The organism is Thalassospira sp. SM2505, from assembly GCF_054901115.1.
In genome coordinates this window covers 3,298,158-3,316,988 of record NZ_CM142731.1, presented here as the reverse complement: position 1 = coordinate 3,316,988, position 18,831 = coordinate 3,298,158, and the positions used below count along the sequence as shown (strand labels likewise).

At 53.3% G+C, this 18,831-nt stretch carries 17 protein-coding genes; 12 read left to right on the top strand and 5 right to left on the bottom strand.

Going from position 1 to position 18,831, the window contains the following annotated elements; translation table 11 throughout:
- Positions 1–142: 142 nt before the first annotated feature.
- Genes ACTU44_RS15565 through ACTU44_RS15555 form a run of 3 tightly spaced genes read right to left on the bottom strand, consistent with a single transcriptional unit; the run spans position 143 to position 3,564 of the window.
- Positions 143–1,351, bottom strand: coding sequence for a hypothetical protein (locus ACTU44_RS15565; protein WP_462095865.1), 1,209 nt, complete (start codon positions 1,349–1,351; stop codon positions 143–145).
- A complete protein-coding gene (locus ACTU44_RS15560) occupies positions 1,351–2,487 on the bottom strand; it encodes an NAD(P)/FAD-dependent oxidoreductase (protein WP_462095864.1) in 1,137 nt (378 codons plus the stop codon). Before ACTU44_RS15560 ends, ACTU44_RS15565 begins: the two co-directional genes overlap by 1 nt.
- A 51-nt stretch (positions 2,488–2,538) precedes the next feature.
- Positions 2,539–3,564 carry a hypothetical protein gene (locus ACTU44_RS15555; RefSeq protein ID WP_462095863.1) on the bottom strand — a complete coding sequence of 342 codons (1,026 nt, stop codon included), beginning with the start codon at positions 3,562–3,564 and terminating at the stop codon, positions 2,539–2,541.
- A 194-nt stretch (positions 3,565–3,758) separates the two neighbouring features.
- Here ACTU44_RS15555 and ACTU44_RS15550 point away from each other — a divergent pair, with 194 nt between their 5' ends.
- From ACTU44_RS15550 to pgmG, 6 genes are all read left to right on the top strand, one after another.
- On the top strand, positions 3,759–4,658 hold the full coding sequence (locus tag ACTU44_RS15550) for a division plane positioning ATPase MipZ (protein ID WP_114098326.1): 900 nt from the start codon (positions 3,759–3,761) through the stop codon (positions 4,656–4,658).
- 68 nt (positions 4,659–4,726) lie between these two features.
- Positions 4,727–5,449, top strand: a complete 723-nt coding sequence (locus ACTU44_RS15545; protein WP_462095862.1) for a VWA domain-containing protein — start codon at positions 4,727–4,729, stop codon at positions 5,447–5,449.
- Positions 5,449–6,285 carry a J domain-containing protein gene (locus ACTU44_RS15540; protein WP_114098324.1) on the top strand — a complete coding sequence of 279 codons (837 nt, stop codon included), beginning with the start codon at positions 5,449–5,451 and terminating at the stop codon, positions 6,283–6,285. The genes ACTU44_RS15545 and ACTU44_RS15540 overlap by 1 nt, the downstream gene beginning before the upstream one ends.
- 112 nt (positions 6,286–6,397) lie before the next feature.
- Positions 6,398–7,285, top strand: a complete 888-nt coding sequence (galU, locus tag ACTU44_RS15535; RefSeq protein ID WP_462095861.1) for a UTP--glucose-1-phosphate uridylyltransferase GalU — start codon at positions 6,398–6,400, stop codon at positions 7,283–7,285.
- Positions 7,286–7,366: 81 nt separating this feature from the next.
- Entirely contained in the window at positions 7,367–8,683 is a 1,317-nt protein-coding gene (locus ACTU44_RS15530) for a UDP-glucose dehydrogenase family protein (RefSeq protein WP_114098322.1), read from the top strand.
- Positions 8,684–8,691: 8 nt separating this feature from the next.
- Positions 8,692–10,107: a phosphoglucomutase/phosphomannomutase PgmG gene (gene pgmG / locus ACTU44_RS15525; protein ID WP_114098321.1), complete on the top strand. Its 1,416-nt coding sequence runs from the start codon at positions 8,692–8,694 to the stop codon at positions 10,105–10,107.
- A gap of 110 nt (positions 10,108–10,217) precedes the next feature.
- Here pgmG and ACTU44_RS15520 read toward each other — a convergent pair whose 3' ends face one another.
- The gene (locus ACTU44_RS15520; RefSeq protein WP_258548704.1) at positions 10,218–11,519 is read right to left on the bottom strand and encodes a D-alanyl-D-alanine carboxypeptidase family protein; all 1,302 of its coding nucleotides are present in this window, start codon (positions 11,517–11,519) and stop codon (positions 10,218–10,220) included.
- Positions 11,520–11,738: 219 nt separating this feature from the next.
- Here ACTU44_RS15520 and ACTU44_RS15515 point away from each other — a divergent pair, with 219 nt between their 5' ends.
- The 5 genes from ACTU44_RS15515 (at position 11,739) to ACTU44_RS15495 (ending at position 17,681) form a co-directional block, all read left to right on the top strand.
- Positions 11,739–12,452 (top strand): hypothetical protein, encoded by a 714-nt coding sequence (locus ACTU44_RS15515; RefSeq protein ID WP_462095860.1) that lies wholly within the window; start codon positions 11,739–11,741, stop codon positions 12,450–12,452.
- Between the two features lie 382 nt (positions 12,453–12,834).
- On the top strand, positions 12,835–14,094 hold the full coding sequence (locus ACTU44_RS15510) for a phasin family protein (protein ID WP_462095859.1): 1,260 nt from the start codon (positions 12,835–12,837) through the stop codon (positions 14,092–14,094).
- Positions 14,095–14,387: 293 nt separating this feature from the next.
- Positions 14,388–14,714 (top strand): ATP-dependent Clp protease adapter ClpS, encoded by a 327-nt coding sequence (gene clpS, locus ACTU44_RS15505; protein WP_008890601.1) that lies wholly within the window; start codon positions 14,388–14,390, stop codon positions 14,712–14,714.
- 3 nt (positions 14,715–14,717) lie between these two features.
- The gene (gene clpA / locus ACTU44_RS15500; RefSeq protein ID WP_114098319.1) at positions 14,718–17,039 is read left to right on the top strand and encodes an ATP-dependent Clp protease ATP-binding subunit ClpA; all 2,322 of its coding nucleotides are present in this window, start codon (positions 14,718–14,720) and stop codon (positions 17,037–17,039) included.
- A gap of 102 nt (positions 17,040–17,141) precedes the next feature.
- Positions 17,142–17,681 carry a hypothetical protein gene (locus tag ACTU44_RS15495; protein ID WP_462095858.1) on the top strand — a complete coding sequence of 180 codons (540 nt, stop codon included), beginning with the start codon at positions 17,142–17,144 and terminating at the stop codon, positions 17,679–17,681.
- Between the two features lie 103 nt (positions 17,682–17,784).
- Here the strand turns inward: ACTU44_RS15495 and ACTU44_RS15490 are convergent, their stop codons facing one another.
- Positions 17,785–18,051: a hypothetical protein gene (locus ACTU44_RS15490; RefSeq protein WP_462095857.1), complete on the bottom strand. Its 267-nt coding sequence runs from the start codon at positions 18,049–18,051 to the stop codon at positions 17,785–17,787.
- A gap of 156 nt (positions 18,052–18,207) precedes the next feature.
- Here ACTU44_RS15490 and ACTU44_RS15485 point away from each other — a divergent pair, with 156 nt between their 5' ends.
- Positions 18,208–18,825, top strand: a complete 618-nt coding sequence (locus tag ACTU44_RS15485) for a hypothetical protein (protein WP_462095856.1) — start codon at positions 18,208–18,210, stop codon at positions 18,823–18,825.
- Positions 18,826–18,831 lie beyond the last annotated feature (6 nt).

The following is an 18,831-nucleotide window of genomic DNA, read 5'->3' as shown; positions in this document are numbered from 1 at the left end:
ACCTCCTGTTTCTGCAGCGCAGATTGTCTTTTATCAATGAGCTACAGTGCCCAAGCACAGATAGGTCGTCAAATAACCAGTCATATGGTTGCTCGGGCATGTGATCATAAATTCGTGATGGCCATGAGGAGATCTGACCGGGTCAGTAATCAAGCCACCAGGAATGTTCATCCAACCCACCCAGAAGTACACCGTCAAAGCCGAGTTTCATGACGCCGCCAAGGTAGCTTGCTTCGCTGCCATATATCAGGCTCTGCCATTTCGGTGTCCAGTAATGGACATGATGTTCCTGCCCCCAGCGGGCAAGTAAATTGCCTTCACCGATGAAATCGGGTGATCCGGTGCGCCAGTTGCTTTTCCAGTAATAACGATAGGTTTCGGCTGTGGCGATATTGATATAGGCCATCAGTGTCCGGGGTGTTCCGGTCTTCTTGTAGCGCAACCGTTTCATATCGTCATAGGTCAGCGGGATGGTGCCGCGGTGGAACGGATCAATGATCAACGTGTCGTAATTGGTTTCGGCCAGCGCATTGATATAGGCGTCTTTGGTGCCATAAGGAGAACTGTCGAGCACCATGGCAAAGTTTTTTGCCTGACGCAGATTGTCGATCACGTGCGGGTTTGACCCGATTGGCGTCTGCGGGACCTTGGCAAGGGTCGATAACTGCATTCCCGGTGGCGGAGCAGCATAGTAAATGGCATCAAGCCCGGAAAGTTGCTTGCGAGCCGCCTGCATGTTCTCGATCTTGTTCGTGTAATCGACGATCAGATATTTCAGGCCCTCAAGCTTCAGACGGTCGAGATAGCCAAGGATATATTTGCTTTCCTCGCCATTGGTTGGCTCGCCGTAATTCTCATAGCCGAAAAACGGGGCTTCGCTCAGGATGCCATCAAGGGCGCGCAGATAATCCCGTGCCGGCTCTGCCGTGCCGCGAGCAGCAAATAACGTGGTTTCCAGATACTCGGTCAACTCCAACCCGTTCATCGCGACGATGGAAAAGTCGCTGCGATAACTTTTCGCCCACCGGCTAAGCGCAATAACGTATTCGCGCATCTTGTCGGTAAAATCGACTTTGGGCTTGTTGCTGTCACTGCCAAGACCGCGTCCTGTGGTCAGACTGTTCGGTGCAAGTGTAAAGGGTTCAAGTTGCTGGGCATGAAGGGCTAGCGGGCTGGATGCCAGAACCGCACCGCCCAATCCCAGCATGCTGCCTGCAAGGAAACGTCGCCGCGACAGACCGCGAACTGATTGCGCGGGTTTGGGTGTCGCAATCTCGTTCTGGCTATGTGTCGTCATGTTGCGGCGTGACTTGGTCATGTTCCACTCGTCGCTGTTCTCAGAGAACGACATCAAGATGCTGCTTGAAAATCGCCCTGTTTCGTAATCAGGTCTGAAACGCGTTCTCCAATGGCTATGGATGCCGTCAGGCCAGGTGATTCAATACCATAGAGCATTACAAGTCCATTAAGACCGTGCAGCTTTTCATCAGCAATCATGAAATCGCGCGCGGCTTCTCCCGGTGCCTGAATTTTGGGGCGAACGCCTGCATAGCCGGTCTGAAGCGCGTCCTCATTGAGGTCGGGGTAATATTTGCGAATGGCTTGGGCAAAGGCCGCGCGGCGTTCCTCCGGAACGTCATAGTCGGGCTGGTCGACCCATGTTACGTCCGGACCAAAACGTGCCTGTCCCCCCAGATCAAGGGTCAGATGAATCCCAAGGCCGGCCTGCTCAGGGGCGGGATAGATCAGGGTCGAAAATGGTGCCTTGCCCGATAGGGTAAAGTAACAACCGCGCGCGTAGTGTTGTGGCGGGACGGTATCTTGCGGCAAGCCCGCAAAGTTCCGGCCAAGGGTCTGGCTGTGAAGGCCGCCTGCGACGACAAGTTCTGCGCATGTCAGGCTCATTTCCTCGCCGTCGGCGTCGCGGGTGGTGAGTGTGTAGAGACCGTTTGCGTGATCGACCGAGACGACCTTGGTGTTAAGGGCCAGTGTCGCGCCATTATTCTCGGCCTCGCCCAGCAAGGTCACCATCAACTGGTGAGAATCGACTATGCCGGTCGACGGGCTGTGCAATGCGCCAACACAGTTCAGGGCCGGTTCACGTTCCAGTGCTTCTTGCTGGCTTAGCCACACAAGATCGGTCACCCCGTTTTCACGTGCCTTGCTTTCGATGCCATGCAGAGCTTCGATTTGATCCTCTGCTGTTGCAACGATCAGTTTGCCGGTGCGTCTGTGGCTGATGCCGTTTTCGGCACAATAGCGATACAGCATTTCTCGACCGGAAACGCACAATTTGGCTTTCAGGCTGCCCTTCGGGTAGTAGATACCGGCATGGATGACTTCGCTATTGCGTGCGCTGGTTTCGGTGCCGATCGCATCATGTTGTTCAATGATCAGAACTTCTCGGCCGGTTCGGGAAAGCGAACGTGCGCATGCAAGTCCGACAACGCCTGCGCCAATTACAATGGTCTGGATATCTGCGGTCATATTCGTTTGATTCTTTGGGGCAAAATGAGTTGGGTTTTCGGTCGTTCGGGATCAGTTGGCCTGGCGGAAATAGACTGCCTGTCCCTGATTGTCCTGTCCGTCACCTGTAACGGTTGCAGCCGTTTCGCTGGTATAGTGACCGCGGGCAAAGCTGCTGTCATTGCAGTACACATACCAGCTGCCAAAGGGCAATGTGCCACTTTGATATGCACCGCCTTCGTGGCGCCAGATACCCTCGCAATGGCGTTGGTCGTCATCAAGGATCATGGTGCCTTCGCCAGATGGCTGATCAAAATGCAGTTTACCGGTGCCACGTACACCCTGCCAGTTGGTGGTGATTGCAATGCCATCAGCCGGTGCCGGGGCAACGGAATCTGTTGACACGGGTGTATCCACGGTTGCGGCAACCTCTGCCGTGACCGGTGAGTTTTCCGGCAGCTTAATTGCCAGGCGACTGAAGAAGGCGGCTGCAAATTCCTGGGCATCAATCACGGGAAGACTGTTTTGCGGGGATACTGCACCCGTTTGCGCTTGTAGTAGTGCGGGAGTGCAGTAATAGCCAAGAATTCGGCTGCCGCGCTGTGTTTGTGTTTGAGGGTCCCATTGCCCGACAAAGGCAATACATTGGGAACCCTGACGAACAAACGGGGTAAGGGCAACAGGGCCAAAGCGGGTATCCTGTACAAATCCCTGACCATTAATGCTGGTGCGGTCTTTCAAGCTTTGGAACATCTCAAGCAAATTTTCGGGGGCCATCGCGGTACTAAACCGAAAACCCGGAGCGGACGTCGTATAGACGGCTTCAAGATACAGGTCGCTAGCTGCGTTCTGTGGTTCCTTTTCAGTGCGCGGCGCAAACCAACGGGCGACAAAGACTGTGCTGTTATCGCGATATTGACGCAGGAACGCGCGCTGGCCATCAATGCGGGTTGTATATGAGACGGGGCTCTGATCGTCGGGAATCTGTTCAAACCCGACTGCTTGCTGTGCAAAGGCCGTAGATGTGGCCATCATCATCAAACTGGCCAATATGCCGCCAACCGCCGCCGCCCGATACCTCACATTGCGTCCTTTCATCTTGTTTTCATGCGCATTTTGGTGCTGCGCTACCCTTATCTTTACCTTTGTGCTCATAGATTGGCTAGTGATCAGTCACACGACTTCAGTCAGATGGGTTTCTTTTACCTTGATTTTTACTGGTAAAGTGGCTCATTGGGGGAGATTGGTCATGGGGACACAACCAATAAGCCTGAATAACGGAGCAGACATTCATGACGGTGGACGAGACCAGCGCAAACGGGGACAGCGCAGGCCAGCAGACAGCGACGGAAAAACAGCCGTCGTCCAAACGCGCCCATGTGATCGTGATCGGTAACGAGAAGGGGGGATCAGGCAAATCGACAACGGCGATGCATCTGATTGTTTCCCTGATGAAGATGGGATTTCGGGTCGGATCGCTTGATATCGATGCGCGGCAGGGAACTTTGACCCGTTATGTCGAGAACCGGCAAGCATTCAACGAGAAAAAACGTCTTCAACTTCCTGTGCCCGATCATCGTCCGATCTATCGCAGTGAACTTCCCGATGCCAACGAGGCCAAGCTTGACGAGCGCGAACGCTTCACGACTGCGCTGGGTGAGATGGTGCTGGCGTGCGATTTCGTGGTGATGGATTGTCCGGGGAGTGACAATTATCTGTCGCGCCTTGCCCATGCCTGTGCCGATACGCTTATTACGCCGATCAATGACAGCTTCATTGATCTTGATATGCTTGCGCGGATTGATCCTGACAGCCTTGCGATCAAGGGGCCGAGTATTTATGCCGAAATGGTCTGGGATGCGCGCAAACGCCGTGCCGCCATCGATGGCGGCACAATTGACTGGATTGTCATGCGCAACCGCCTGTCGCATCTTGATGCCCGCAACAAGCGCGACATCGCTGAAATCGTTGAAAAACTGGGCGAGCGTATCCGTTTCCGTTCTGCGCCGGGCTTTGGCGAACGTGTCATTTATCGCGAACTTTTCCTCAAAGGTCTGACCCTTCTTGACTTGCGTGAAAAAGGGGTCGGCATTCCGATGAGCATGTCCCACATGGCTGCCCGTCAGGAAGTTCGATCCCTGCTTGAAGTGATCGGGTTCAAACCGGCCGAAGGTGAAGAGTTGCCGATCTGACTGCCTGCAGCCTATATCTTAAGGGGCGCTATTCGTGCTCACACAGTATATGAAGCAGGCAGGTTTTCTTGGGACGCAAAGACATCATCTCGGATACATCGAGCAGACAGGAAGTCGATGACTTCCTGCATCGTGCGCGTGGTCTTTCTGTGCGTGCGCCGATATCTGGTCCGGCAATGGGGCGACTGGTCTTTGCAATGGACGCGACAGCCAGTCGCCAGCCAAGCTGGGACCGGGCGGCCGAAATTCAGGCCGAGATGTTTGATGCGGTTGACGGAATAGGTGCGCTTGATATCCAGCTTGTGTTTTTTCGCGGGCTGTCCGAGTGCAAGGCAAGCGGTTGGTGCCGCAATGCCAAGGCGCTCCGCGATTATATCTCCAAGGTCAGTTGCCATGCCGGGCATACACAGATCGAGCGCGTGCTGGCGCATGTCGAACGAGAAGCCAGCAGCAAAAAAATTGATGCACTGATTTATGTTGGTGATTGCATTGAAGAGAACCCCGATCATTTGGCGCCGATTGCAGGAAACCTTGCACTCAAAGGTGTTAAGGCCTTCATGTTTCAGGAGGGCTATGACAGGGATGCCAGCTTTGCCTTTGGCGAGATTGCACGCATAACTGGCGGCGCATTCATGCAATTTGATGCGAGTTCCGCATCCAGACTTCGGGATTTGCTCGGCGCGGTGGCGAGTTATGCGGTTGGCGGGGATAGCGGTCTTTCCGTTTATCAACAGAAAACCGGATCGCAAGAAGTTTTGCGTCTTGGTCATCAATTGCGAAAGCCCCGGTAATGCAGTGGGTTCTGATCGGGATTGCGCTTTTTGTTGGTGTGGGCTTTTTCATCCGCTGGATGAGCGAGGCTGAACCGAAGGATGTCCGAAAAGTCGGATTGTTCCTTATTGTCGGCCTTCTGATCCTGTTGGCGTTGTGGCTTCTTTTGACTGGCAAAATTGCCGCAATGTCGGCGGCTTTGGCCGTAACATCGCCATTTTTAGTTCGGATGATGAAGCTTGGTTATTTATGGCCATTGTTTCGACGGGTGTTTGCCTATTCCCGCCGTCGTGCCCGGCCGGGCAACATGGGGGGGAGTTCAAATGGTTCTGCGGGTTCTGGCAGGACATCGGAAATTCGAACGGAAATTCTGCATATGCTGCTTGATCTTGAAACCGGACAAATGAAGGGCTCTGTCATAAGCGGAACCTATGCCGGTGCAGATTTGGACAGCTTGGGGGTTGACGACCTGCAGTTGCTTTTTGTTGACTGTTGTTACGCAACCGACCAAAGCCAGACGGTTCTTGAGGCTTATCTTGAACGTCGTCCCGACTGTAGGGGATGGCAGGAATGGTCCCGCAACGATACTGGCAGTCAGGATGCACATTCCGGAGGAAACGACCGCAACAATGGCGATAGGAACCATGGCAATAGCAGGAGCAAAAGCGCGGCTGACATGAGTGCGGAGGAAGCGCGAAAAATCCTTGGTGTGGATGCGAATGCATCACGCGAAGAGATTAATCGTGCTTACAAGATCCAGATCAAGGCGGTGCACCCCGATCATGGTGGATCAGATTATCTGGCCGCAAAACTCAACACCGCGCGCAGCCTTTTGTTACGGCTATGTAAAGATTAGCGTGAATCATTCGTACGCTCGCTTGATCGGAGTTCCGGAAATGTGGCAGAAGCATACATGCCGTACTTTCGATCAGACTGGGCGTGCAGCGGTTGAAAAGGGAAGTGTTTGAATGTCGAGAAAAATCAAGAAGGCTGTATTTCCGGTTGCAGGTATGGGAACCCGCTTTTTGCCAGCAACCAAGGCAATGCCCAAGGAAATGCTTCCGGTTGTTGATAAGCCCCTTATCCAATACGCTGTCGAAGAGGCCATCGCTGCGGGGATTGAAGAATTCATTTTCGTAACCGGCCGTGGCAAAACTGCCATTGAAGATCATTTTGATCGCTCTGCCGAACTTGAAGCGATCCTGACCGAACGCGGAAAAACCGACGCGCTTGAGACGGCCCTTGCAATGATCCCGGAAAATGGTCGTGTGACCTATACCCGTCAGGGCAATCCGCTGGGCCTTGGTCATGCTGTTTTGTGCGCCAAATCGCTGGTCGGGGATGAGCCGTTTGTGGTTCTTCTGGCCGATGACCTTATTCAGGCAAAGACACCTTGCATGAAGCAGATGGTCGAAAGTTATGGTCGCACAGGCGGTAACATGGTTGCCGTAATGGATGTTCCGCGTGAAGAAACCCAGCGCTATGGCGTTCTTGAAGTCGAAGGCACCAACGGCCGTCTGGTCAGTGCGTGCGGGATGGTGGAAAAGCCAAAACCCGAAGAAGCACCCTCAACGCTGTCGGCGATTGGCCGTTACATTCTGGATCCGGGCATCTTCGAAACTCTCGAAAATATTCCGCGTGGTGCGGGTAACGAAATTCAGCTGACCGATGCACTGGCTGCGATGATCGGCAAAGTTCCGTTCTATGGATATCGTTTTGAAGGCCGCCGTTTTGATTGCGGCAACAAGATCGGTTTTCTTCGGGCAACAATGGCATTTGCTCTGGCGCGTGAAGACATGAAGGACGATGTCCGTCAGCTTATTCACGAATTCGCCGAAGGCGAAGCAGCAGAATAATCACTTAATTTCAACGATAACTGACCGGAATGGTTCAATGATCTGTTTCGGTCAGTCTCCACTTACTAGGATTAAACCTCCATGCGCGTAGCAATGATCGGAACCGGATATGTTGGACTCGTCTCCGGTGCCTGTTTCTCCGAGTTTGGCACGGATGTTATTTGTGTCGACAAGGATGTGGAAAAAATCGCCCGTCTTGAAGACGGTATCATGCCAATCTACGAGCCTGGTCTGGATGTTCTGGTCGAAAACAATGTCAAGGCAGGTCGTCTGACATTTACCACCGACCTCAAGGAAGGGGTCAAAGGGGCTGATGCTGTCTTTATTGCGGTAGGAACACCGACCCGTCGTGGCGACGGTCATGCTGATCTCAGCTATGTCTATGCTGCTGCCGAAGAAATCGCAGACGCAATGGAAGGTTTTACCGTCATTGTGACCAAATCGACGGTTCCGGTCGGAACCGGTCGTGAAGTTGAGCGCATTATTCGTGAAAAGCGTCCAGATGCCGAATTTGCAGTGGTTTCCAACCCGGAATTCCTGCGCGAAGGATCGGCGATTGGCGATTTCATGCGCCCGGATCGTGTCGTTATCGGTACGAGCGACGAGCGTGCCCGCGAAGTCATGTCTGATCTGTATCGTCCGCTTTATCTGATTGAAACACCGATTGTCTTCACCACGCGTGAAACCTCGGAAATGATCAAATATGCGGCCAATACATTCCTTGCTGCCAAGATTACCTTCATCAACGAAATCGCCGATCTCTGTGAAAAGGTCGGTGCAGACGTGCATGACGTTGCCCGCGGCATTGGGCTTGATGGCCGTATAGGCAAAAAATTCCTGCATCCCGGTCCGGGCTATGGCGGATCGTGCTTCCCGAAGGACACGCTTGCACTGGTGCGTACCGCGCAGGAACATGGCAGCCCGCTTCGCATCATTGAGACGGTTGTGGACGTGAATGCCAAACGCAAGAAAGCCATGGCTGATCGTGTGATTTCTGCCTGTGGTGGTTCTGTGGCTGGTAAGACCATCGGTATCCTCGGTCTGGCATTCAAGCCAAACACCGATGACATGCGCGATGCGCCGAGCTTAGATATCGTTCCGGCCCTGATTGCAGCGGGTGCAAAGATCAAGGCATTCGATCCCGAAGCCATGGGCGAGGCCAAAAAGCTTCTTGATGGCATCGAATATTGCGATGGCGCGTATGACGCGATTTCCGGTGCTGATGCCATGGTCGTTCTGACCGAATGGAACGAATTCCGCGGCATGGATCTTGATCGTATCAAGGATGCGCTGGTTCACCCGACCGTGGTTGATCTGCGTAACGTTTATGACCCGACCGAAATGGCTGAAAACGGTTTTAGCTATTCCTGCGTCGGACGTGCAACTATTGGAGGCTGACCCAGGCTATGACGAATTCCGCAGCACACAAGTTTGACAGTTCGGTATTGCGTGAATACGACGTACGCGGGGTTGTCGGGGATACCCTTCATGCAGCAGATGCCAATGCATTGGGCAAGGCGTTCGGGACCATGGTGCGTCGGTCAGGAGGCAAGCGCGTCGCTTTGGGGCGTGACGGGCGTCTGAGCTCGCCCGAACTTGCTTCGGCGCTGGCAGACGGCATTCTTTCGACCGGCTGTGATGTCGTGCTTGTCGGCCGCGGCCCGACCCCGATGCTTTACTTCACGGTTTATGACGAAAAAACCGATGCAGGTATCATGGTTACCGGATCGCATAACCCGTCAAACTATAACGGGTTCAAGATGCTCAATGCCGGCAAGTCTGTTTTTGGTGCCGCCATTCAGGAACTGGGTAAAATTGCCGCTGCCGGGGATTTCGAGACCGGGCAGGGAACCGCAACCGAAATTGATGTCGAGGACCGGTTTGTTGCCCGTCTTCTGGCGGAACTTGATTGTGACGTTCCCGATCCGATGACCATCGTCTGGGATTGTGGCAATGGTGCCGCCGGTGATGTTGTTCGCAAGCTGACGGCCCAGCTTCCGGGAACGCATCATTTGTTGTTTGACGACATTGATGGCACTTTCCCCAACCACCATCCTGATCCGACGGTTGAAGCCAATCTGGTTGATCTCAAGGCCGCCGTGGCCAAGCATAATGCTGATTGGGGTGTTGCCTTTGATGGTGATGGCGACCGTATTGGTGTGATTGATGGCAAGGGCAATGTCCTTTGGGGTGATCAGTTGCTTCAGATCTATGCCGCCGATGTTCTTGAACGGCAGCCAGGTGCGTCGATTATTGCCGATGTCAAGGCAAGCCAGACCCTGTTTGACGAGGTTACCCGCCTTGGTGGCAATGCCATTATGTGGAAGACCGGTCACTCGTTGATCAAGACCAAAATGATCGAGGCAAAAGCCCCGATTGCAGGCGAAATGAGCGGCCATATCTTCTTTGCTGAGCGCTATTATGGCTATGATGACGCAACGTACGCGGCGGTTCGTCTGTACCGTATTCTGGTCCAAAGCGGTAAGAGTCTTGCGCAATGGCGCGAAGCTATGCCGGTTGCAGTCAATACACCGGAAACCAGGATTGATTGTCCGGATGATCGCAAATTTGCCCTGATCGAAGAAGTGCGTGCGCGCCTTGCCGAGGCTGGTGCAGAGGTTAGCGGCATTGATGGCGTACGTGTCAGTACTGTGGATGGCTGGTGGTTGCTGCGTGCCTCCAATACCCAGCCAGCCATCGTTGCGCGCTGCGAGGCAGCAGATAACGATGGCCTGATCCGGCTCAAGGCCCAGGTAACAGATCAGCTGGTTAAAAGTGGACTGGCATTAGATGACTTCTTTGCCCCCGGTGGCGGGCATTGATCCGGCCATAACCCCCGACGGCTTGATGTCGACACGGGATTTTGGACAAAAACAAAGGCTGTCAGATTGCTCTGACAGCCTTTGTTGTATCTTGATATTGTGCGAGTTGTTTAACCAGCGCCGCCGGAATTAACCGGGATACACGCCAGTTTTTCACGGCGCAGTGCTGCGCAAGCGGCGCGGGCTTCGCTTTCACCGTCAAAACCAAGAAGACGTGCGCGGTAAACGACACCGGTTCCGCTTGCCTGCTGTTCAACAGCCGCGCGGGTCAAACGCAACACATCCGGGGCCGTACGGGCGGCTGCAAGAACAGCTTCCTGTGCCCGACGCTGATCGCTGAACGCACCAACCTGAATGGCCCAGCTTCCATTGGTTTCCGGCTTCATACGGGTCACCACGGTCTGTGTATCAATGCGGCCGGGTTGCTCTGCTTCACGCATGGTTTCACGCTTGGCCATCAAAAGCTGGGCATCGGCGGGAAGAATTTTATCTTCCGGGCTGACGCGTGGACGCGGAACCCTGATTTCGCCTTCCTTCGTCAGTTCGACATAGGCGCTATCAAGGAGCTTTTTCATCTGATCGTCACGGGTACGGGCGGTTCTGCCACCAAACACGACGCCGATCAGGCGTTTGCCATTACGGTTGACCGATGCAACAAGGTTAAAGCCCGAAGCATTGATATAGCCGGTCTTGATCCCGTCGGTTCCGTAATAGGACGCCAGAAGGTTGTTGTGGTTGCCATAGGTACGGTCACCGAAACGAAACTTCTGGGTGGCAAAATAGTGGTAGTAGCTGCCAAAATTCTTGCGAAGCGCAACTGCAAGCGTGATCATATCACGCGCTGTAGTCATCTGGCCGCGATTGGGCAGGCCCGATGCATTGCGGAAGGTCGTCCGTTTCATGCCAATCCGACGCGCTTCGGCCGTCATCATCTGGGCAAATTTGATTTCTGTGCCGCCAAGATGTTCAGCAACAACGACGGCAACATCGTTGGCCGACTTCGTTACCAGTGCAAGAATGGCGTCCTTGACTGAAATGGTGTCACCGGGCTGAACACCCAGTTTGGACGGCGCCTGTCCCCATGCACGCTTGGATACTTTCATTGGAGTTGACAGCGATACCTTTCCGCTATCAAGGGCGTCAAACAGCATATAAAGCGTCATGATTTTGGTCAGGGACGCAGGGTACACTTTATGGTCTGCACGATATTCATGCAGTACGTCGCCCGTATCACCATCGATGACCATGGCGGTATAGGTTCGTGCCAGCGCCTTGTTCGGGACAAGGGTCGCAGAAAGCGTGATTGCTGTCAGACACAAAAACGCAGCCAAACAGGCACGCAGAAAACGGCTGCGTGTCAAAAGCGGTGTCTTGGCCAACGCATTTGGCCCGGAAGGGGTCATTAAACGCATTATTCGGGCTCGGCTTTCGGTAGTCCCCAAGAACTAAATATGACCAATCTGGCATCACAGACTTAAACAAATGTTTAAGACCGTCAATTTTCGGCTTTTCTAATCGCGGCCATTCTGTGACCATCTTTCTGCGCCAATGTCACTTTTATATCTCCTGATCGGCAAAAAATCGAGGATCGAATGGTGAAAAGAATTGCCCCACTTCTCAAAACGATAAGCATGAAACGTGCCAGTTTGGCAGGGGTGGGGGTGTTTACACTTGCTGCCGTCGGGCTGGCCGGGTGCGCTTTCACGGAAAATAGTGACGTCAGTAATCCGCTGGTGCGCAAGTCGGCCTGGTTTTCGTATTTGAACGCAGATGATTTGCGCACGGCCTGTTCTGCCGGTGATGCGGAGGGCCGGATTCGCATCATCTATAATGCCGACTACTATAAAGAAGTTCGTGTCTTCGAGCTTGAGCCCAAAGCTGGCAACCAGCAATTCGATCTGACAACGCGTGTGTTCGGGCCTGCTCAGGTCAGTGAAATCAATGTCGAGATCAATGCGCCTTTGGGAGTGTTCGGGGGAGAGCAGAGTGTTGATGTGATCGGACGCGATGACTATCTCGTGGTCACCGATGCCTTGCAAAAGGACGGATTTGGAACCCAGCAGGGCCGCGATGGTGTCCGATTATATTCCGATGATTTTTACTGGGTCGCACTTGGATGCTCATCTGGCTACGTAACGCTGGGAACATGGATGTCCGGCGTTGATGATTTGCGCGCACTTGGGTTCCCGGCCGTGTTAACGAATTTGTCGAGCATCGAAACAAAGCTGCCGGAGCCGCCAGCGAAGGATAAAGCGCGTTCGCAATCAGCGGCACAGCTTCAAACCATTCAAAATAGCGAGTCTGGTACATTTTACCGGACTGTGCGTGGAAATATGCTGCGCTAAGGCGTGGACCGGATTGGAAATGTCTTCAAACGGGGATGCATGGAGATGCATCCCCGTTTGCATTCATGCCGCATTGCGAAATCAAGTTTGTCGCTAGAACTTTGTTGCTGCTGATCTTTTGTCGGCGCAGCAACGTCCGGGCACGAATTTGTAACGTTTCCAAATACGGATGCTGTGACTGGGTCGCTGTTTTGTCACCAAACTGTGCTTGACCTTTGGGGGGAATTCCATCTAGGGTTATGTTGCGATGCAGCATGAATTTGGGGCGTCCGCCCCGGCAAGTATGAGGTTGGAGACAATGGCTGTTTCAAAACAAAAGACCTCTGGGAAATCAGGTAAAAAAGCACCTGCTCCCGCCAGGGCCACAGCGCCCGCAGCACCGGTGCCATCTGTAGCTTCCGGGCAAGTATCAAAATCGGCCGCCGGGACTGCTTCGACAGGTGCAGAGCTGCCAGCCAAGCGGGTGGTGATGACCTCGTCAGAGATAGAGGCCGCGGCAAAGCAGGTAGATGATGCTCCTGTGCCCAAAAGTGATGCCGTTGTGGAAGATGTTTCGACGTCAAAGAACGCCCCGGTAACGTCAAAGGATGGTGCTTCGGTATCGGGCACCACGATTGATGAGGCAGGGACGCCAGTGCCAGTCAAGCTGACTGAAAATGCACCTTCTGTGCCCGAGCCCGCCGTGAAGGCTGCGCCGAGCAAGGTGGCAGCCTCAAAAGTAACGCCGGCGACCCAAAAGGTTGCCCCTGTGAAGGCTGCTCCCAAGTCGTCATCCAGGCCAGCGTCAAAACCAGCCGTTGTTCAGGCGAAATCTGATGTCAAACCGGTACCGGCTGCAACAGCCACCGCTGCATCCTCGTCCAAGCCGGTAACGTCTTCTGAAACTGAAAGGGCCAGCACCGTGACTACGACAAGCAAGTCCGCAACTGAGACCAAGAAAGCAACAGCCTCGACCACCCCGAAAAAAGCCGCGGCCCCGAAAAACGTTCCCGCAGAGGCCCCGTCTGTTGCAAAATCTGCTAGCAAGTCGGCCGAAAAGCCGGTTGCAAGCAAGGAGGAGGCGCCGAAGCAGGCTTCGAAACCCGCTGCGCCAAAAGGGGATGATCTGTTCGGGTTTGGTCCGATGTTCATGGCGCCCGATGCGATGGAAAGTTATCTGGAGCTCTGGAAAGCGCCCGAAATTGACGCGATCGTCGAAGCCGGAAATGATGCGCTTGAAGAAAGCGTAGCTGTCGCAAACGATGCGTTTGCCAAGCTGTTTGATGCAATGACCGGGCAGTCGGACGTGATTTCTGATGCCGGATCGCGCATTGCGGCCCAATGTGAAGAATTGGTCGATATGCACCAGAAAAATCTGGAAGAAACCTGGCTGGCTTCCAGGACTGTGTTCGAGAAAACTGGTGGTATTGGTGCAGAGCTTGCAGCCTGGATGCAGCGCGAGATCGAGGCATCCCAGGATGATATTGATGCGCTAACCAAGGCTGAAAGCCTGTCCGACATTCAGGAACTGCAATCGAAAATTCTGACGCGCTATGTCGAAAGCAGCGTTGCCGAGGGCGAAAAGATTCAGGAAATCATGTTCTCGGCAATGTCAGATAGCTTTAACGCAATGTCCAAAGCCGCCAGTGCTGTCATGAAATGACGGCAGATCAACCGGTTTTTCGGACCTTGCTTTGAATATGGAAACGGGCATGACATTGGTTGTGCCCGTTTTCTTTTGGCGCGATGGCCGGTTTGTTCGGGTTTCGAGTGCCGCGATCACGCGGGTTCGCACGAAGTTTACAGATTGATCTTGCAGCAGCTCAATCGCAGCCTAAATGAATTGAAGATAGACTATAAATTAGTGACACGATTTTAAGCTGCGGCCTTTGAAAGAGCCTGGCAATGACCTATCATGAAGTTCATGCAGGAAATAAGGGTTCCGGTAAGTAAACAATGACTGAACAGGATAATGACGGCACTGATCTGCCGAACACGGGGATCGTAACAAAGACACGGCCCAAGACGAAAAAGCCGTCCATGTACAAGGTGCTGTTGCTGAATGACGACTACACTCCGATGGAGTTCGTTGTGCACGTATTGGAACGGTTTTTTGAAAAGGGCCGCGAAGAAGCCACCGAAATCATGCTTCAGGTTCACCGCAAGGGCGTTGGAGTATGTGGTGTGTTCACTTACGAAATTGCGGAAACCAAGGTTAACCAGGTCATGGACCTGGCCCGCCAGAATCAGCATCCGCTGCAGTGTACCTTAGAGAAGGAGTGACATATGCTATCGCGCAATCTTGAGGAAAGCCTGCACCGTGCGCTCGCATATGCGTCGGAGCGTCGGCACGAATATGCCACTCTTGAACATCTTCTGTTGTCCCTGACCGAAGATCAGGACGCGCTTGCTGTGCTTAAGGCATGCCGGGTCGATATTGATCGATTGCGATCGGATTTGCTGGAATTTGCAGATAGTGAGCTGTCCGGCCTGATCAGTGCGCGCTTGATTGATCCCAAACCAACTGCCGGGTTCCAGCGCGTTATCCAGCGTGCCGCAATCCATGTGCAATCGTCCGGCCGCGAAGAAGTCACCGGTGCCAATGTGCTGGTTGCCCTGTTCTCTGAGCGGGAATCGCATGCTGTCTATTATCTGCAACTTCAGGACATGACCCGTCTTGATGCGGTCAACTACATTTCGCATGGTATTGCCAAGGCGTCCGAGCTTAATGAACGTCGCATCCCGCGGGGGGCAGACGAAGAACCGGTTGCCGGTATTCCGCCAGAAGGTGATGACAGCGGCCCGGCCGAGGGCGAGGCGCTTAAGGCCTATTGTGTGAATCTCAATGTCAAAGCGCAAAAAGGCAAGATTGATCCGTTGATCGGGCGTCAAAGTGAAATTGAGCGCACGATCCAGGTTCTGTGCCGTCGTACCAAAAACAATCCGTTGTATGTTGGGGATCCCGGGGTTGGTAAAACCGCCATCGCCGAGGGTCTTGCACGTCGGATCAATGACGGTGATGTGCCTGAAGTTCTGGCCGATGCAACGATCTTTGCGCTTGATATGGGGGCACTTCTGGCCGGAACCCGCTATCGCGGTGACTTTGAAGAACGTCTCAAGGCGGTGGTCAAGGAACTTGAAGAGTATGAAGGTGCTGTTCTGTTCATTGATGAAATCCACACTGTTATCGGTGCCGGGGCAACGTCAGGCGGGGCAATGGACGCCTCCAACCTGTTGAAACCGGCGCTGGCAAGTGGTTCGTTGCGGTGCATCGGGTCGACGACCTACAAGGAATTCCGTGGCCACTTTGAAAAGGACCGCGCCCTTGTGCGTCGCTTCCAGAAAATCGATGTCGAGGAACCGTCCGAAGAAGATACCGTGAAAATCCTCAAGGGTCTGAAGCCCTATTATGAGGACCATCACAAGGTCAAATACACCAACGAAGCTATTCGTTCGGCGGTCGAGCTTGCGTCGCGCTACATCAATGACCGCAAACGTCCTGACAGTGCGATTGACGTGATCGACGAGGTCGGGGCATCGCGCATGTTGATGGCACCAAGCAAGCGCAAACGCACGGTGGGCAAGCGCGATGTCGAGGAAATCGTCGCGAAAATTGCCCGTATCCCCCCAAAATCGGTTTCGACCGATGATCGCAAGGCGCTGGCAAATCTCGAGCGTGACCTTAAAACCGTTGTGTTCGGTCAGGACAAGGCGATTGAGTCGGTCGCAAGTGCGATCAAACTCGCCCGTGCCGGTCTGCGCGAACCTGAAAAGCCGATTGGTAGCTATCTGTTCTCTGGTCCGACCGGGGTTGGTAAAACCGAGGTCACCAAACAGCTGGCAACCGTTATGGGTATCGAGTTCATCCGGTTCGATATGTCGGAATATATGGAACGCCACAGCGTTTCACGCCTGATCGGTGCCCCTCCGGGCTATGTCGGGTTTGACCAGGGTGGTCTTCTGACCGATGCCGTTGATCAGCATCCCCATGCAGTGGTTCTGCTTGATGAAATTGAAAAGGCCCATCCGGACCTGTTCAATATTCTGCTACAGGTCATGGATCACGGCAAGCTGACCGACAATAACGGCAAGACGGTTGATTTCCGCAATGTTGTGCTGGTCATGACGACCAATGCCGGTGCATCTGACATGGCCAAGCCGCCAATCGGGTTCAAGCGCGAAATGCGTATCGGAGAAGACGAGGAGGCGATCAAACGCACTTTCTCGCCGGAGTTCCGCAACCGACTGGATGCTGTTATTCCGTTTGCCAACCTGCAGCCGGAAGTGGTCAAGATGGTGGTCGACAAGTTCATCTTGCAGCTTGAGGTGCAGCTTGCTGACCGGAATGTGTCAATTGAATTGACCGAGGCGGCCCGAGCATGGCTTGCCGAGCGTGGCTACGATGCGGCCTTCGGGGCGCGTCCGCTTGGTCGCGTTATTCAGGAGTATGTCAAGAAGCCGCTTGCCGAAGAACTTCTGTTTGGGAAGCTTTCCAAGGGTGGTGCGGTTCTTGTGGATATCGAGGATGACGTTGTTGTCTTCCGCTATCCCGAAGAGGATGGTGACAAGAAGCAGGCCAAAAAGAGCCCCGAGATGGTCGAAGGTTGATGTCTTGCCCCGGACTTGGGGTGTTGTTAATCATTGGCGGTTAGATTGTGCCCGGGGAGTTGTTCCCCGGGCACGATTTTAGAATAAGAACGCCAGAGCAAAATGAGCCAAGCAGCACAACGACAATATCGAACAGAGGTCGAGGAGTTTCTGTCCCGGCTTGAATTACGTGCGCGCAAGCTGGTTGCACTGGCTGATAATATGGAAAAGACCACGGACAAAATGGACGTGACCGGATATCGGCCATTCCGCGAGGAGGTTGATAATTTCAAGGCTCTGTCACTTGTGATTTCCGAGCGCCTCAAGAGGCTTGAAAAACATCCGAAAAAGGAAGAGCTGGAAGGACAGTTTCACAAGCTTCAGGTTCTGATGTTGCGTCTTGTCATCAAAACCAGTCTTAAGTTCTTCTTTGTCATGAGTGCCAAGGAGCATCTGCCGCTTGGTGCGCGCGAAATGTTCCAGAGCGAACTTCGAACCCTGTACGAAGCCGAACGCATGATCTCTGACCCGCGCTATATCAGTCAGCTTGACGAGACAGCGCGCGAGGATCTTGATACGGCAAAATCCATCCTGGAAGAGATCATTGAGAAGGCTCCCGCCTTGCTGAATTTCGGGGCGCGCAAGAAAAAGCGCCGCCAGTAAACCGGTTTTTGCACGGGCCTTGGTCTTCTGACAAAATTGCAATTTGCAAAATGCAACGAAGGGTCTTTGCGTTTTGCAATTTTTGCGTTTTGAAATGCAAAGATCATTTAAGGCTGTCTATTCGTTCAGGTTTTGGATTGGCTAAATCCCCTAAGAAAATATGGTTTTTCATGGATTTAAAAAGTTGGCACGCTTCCTGCTTATAGGATTGTGGACAGTTGTTCTTTGCAGGGGCGCTTTGCGCCTGGAACAACGTAATCTTCTGCAGTTTGCTCGTGTCCCAACCAAACTCAGCGGCGGTTTTACCGCCGCTTTTTTCTTTCCCGGATTTCAAATCATTCCAGTTGCGGTCTTGTTGCTGCGCGCGCAATCCACATATGAACCTGTGTGGAGCTGCCCTTGTGCGCTGCGGTCAAGGGTCTGTTTCTAAAATAAGTTGTATGGGAATTATTACTTTGGTATAAATACCTATACTTTAAGTTAGTCCCCCTTGACGCAAGAAAAACAAAATTCGGGAGAGAGACCGATGATGTCCTGCAAAAGTAAGGTTTTGACGGGCTTTTTCGCGGCGGCTTTGTTTGCGGCACCGCATGCAGCAATGGCCAAGGCAGAGCTACCTGGTGATCCGAATGTCCTTATAACCGACAAGATGATCAAAGATATTCGGGAATGGCTTGCAAACCCTGTTGTTTCTTTGTCGATCAATTCCCAGAACCGTCTGAGAACAGATATGACACAGGATCAGATTGATGCAGCAGATGCGCAATGGCGGGCTGAGCGCGAAGCGGATGATCAGCCTCTTGTTGCCGCGATCCTGACCAACCCGTTATCGAGTTATCTGACACAGGTGCAGGCCCGTTCAGGCGGGCTGTATGCCGAGATTTTTGTCATGGATTCAAAGGGACTCAATGTCGGGCAAAGCTCGATTACATCGGACTTCTGGCAAGGAGATGAAGGCAAGTTCCAGAATACTTATCCCAACGGTCCGAACGCGGTTTTCATCGATGAAGCTGAATATAACGAGGATACGGATACCTGGCGATCGCAACTGAACATGACCATGAGCGATGAGAACCGGCAGCCCATCGGCGCCGTGACCATTGAGGTCAATTTGAATGAACTTGCGCGTCGTGGTGGCCAGTAGGGAGAA

What these genes read in the sequence shown, in the direction of transcription:
- galU (WP_462095861.1), top strand. Translation starts at nt 6,398, where the DNA reads ATGTCGAGAAAAATCAAGAAGGCTGTATTTCCGGTTGCAGGTATGGGA.
- clpA (WP_114098319.1), top strand. Translation starts at nt 14,718, where the DNA reads ATGCTATCGCGCAATCTTGAGGAAAGCCTGCACCGTGCGCTCGCATAT.
- ACTU44_RS15515 (WP_462095860.1), top strand. Translation starts at nt 11,739, where the DNA reads ATGAAACGTGCCAGTTTGGCAGGGGTGGGGGTGTTTACACTTGCTGCC.
- ACTU44_RS15485 (WP_462095856.1), top strand. Translation starts at nt 18,208, where the DNA reads ATGATGTCCTGCAAAAGTAAGGTTTTGACGGGCTTTTTCGCGGCGGCT.
- clpS (WP_008890601.1), top strand. Translation starts at nt 14,388, where the DNA reads ATGACTGAACAGGATAATGACGGCACTGATCTGCCGAACACGGGGATC.
- ACTU44_RS15560 (WP_462095864.1), bottom strand. Translation starts at nt 2,487, where the DNA reads ATGACCGCAGATATCCAGACCATTGTAATTGGCGCAGGCGTTGTCGGA.
- ACTU44_RS15550 (WP_114098326.1), top strand. Translation starts at nt 3,759, where the DNA reads ATGACGGTGGACGAGACCAGCGCAAACGGGGACAGCGCAGGCCAGCAG.
- ACTU44_RS15565 (WP_462095865.1), bottom strand. Translation starts at nt 1,351, where the DNA reads ATGTCGTTCTCTGAGAACAGCGACGAGTGGAACATGACCAAGTCACGC.
- ACTU44_RS15540 (WP_114098324.1), top strand. Translation starts at nt 5,449, where the DNA reads ATGCAGTGGGTTCTGATCGGGATTGCGCTTTTTGTTGGTGTGGGCTTT.
- ACTU44_RS15530 (WP_114098322.1), top strand. Translation starts at nt 7,367, where the DNA reads ATGCGCGTAGCAATGATCGGAACCGGATATGTTGGACTCGTCTCCGGT.
- ACTU44_RS15495 (WP_462095858.1), top strand. Translation starts at nt 17,142, where the DNA reads ATGAGCCAAGCAGCACAACGACAATATCGAACAGAGGTCGAGGAGTTT.
- ACTU44_RS15520 (WP_258548704.1), bottom strand. Translation starts at nt 11,519, where the DNA reads ATGCGTTTAATGACCCCTTCCGGGCCAAATGCGTTGGCCAAGACACCG.
- ACTU44_RS15555 (WP_462095863.1), bottom strand. Translation starts at nt 3,564, where the DNA reads ATGAAAGGACGCAATGTGAGGTATCGGGCGGCGGCGGTTGGCGGCATA.
- pgmG (WP_114098321.1), top strand. Translation starts at nt 8,692, where the DNA reads ATGACGAATTCCGCAGCACACAAGTTTGACAGTTCGGTATTGCGTGAA.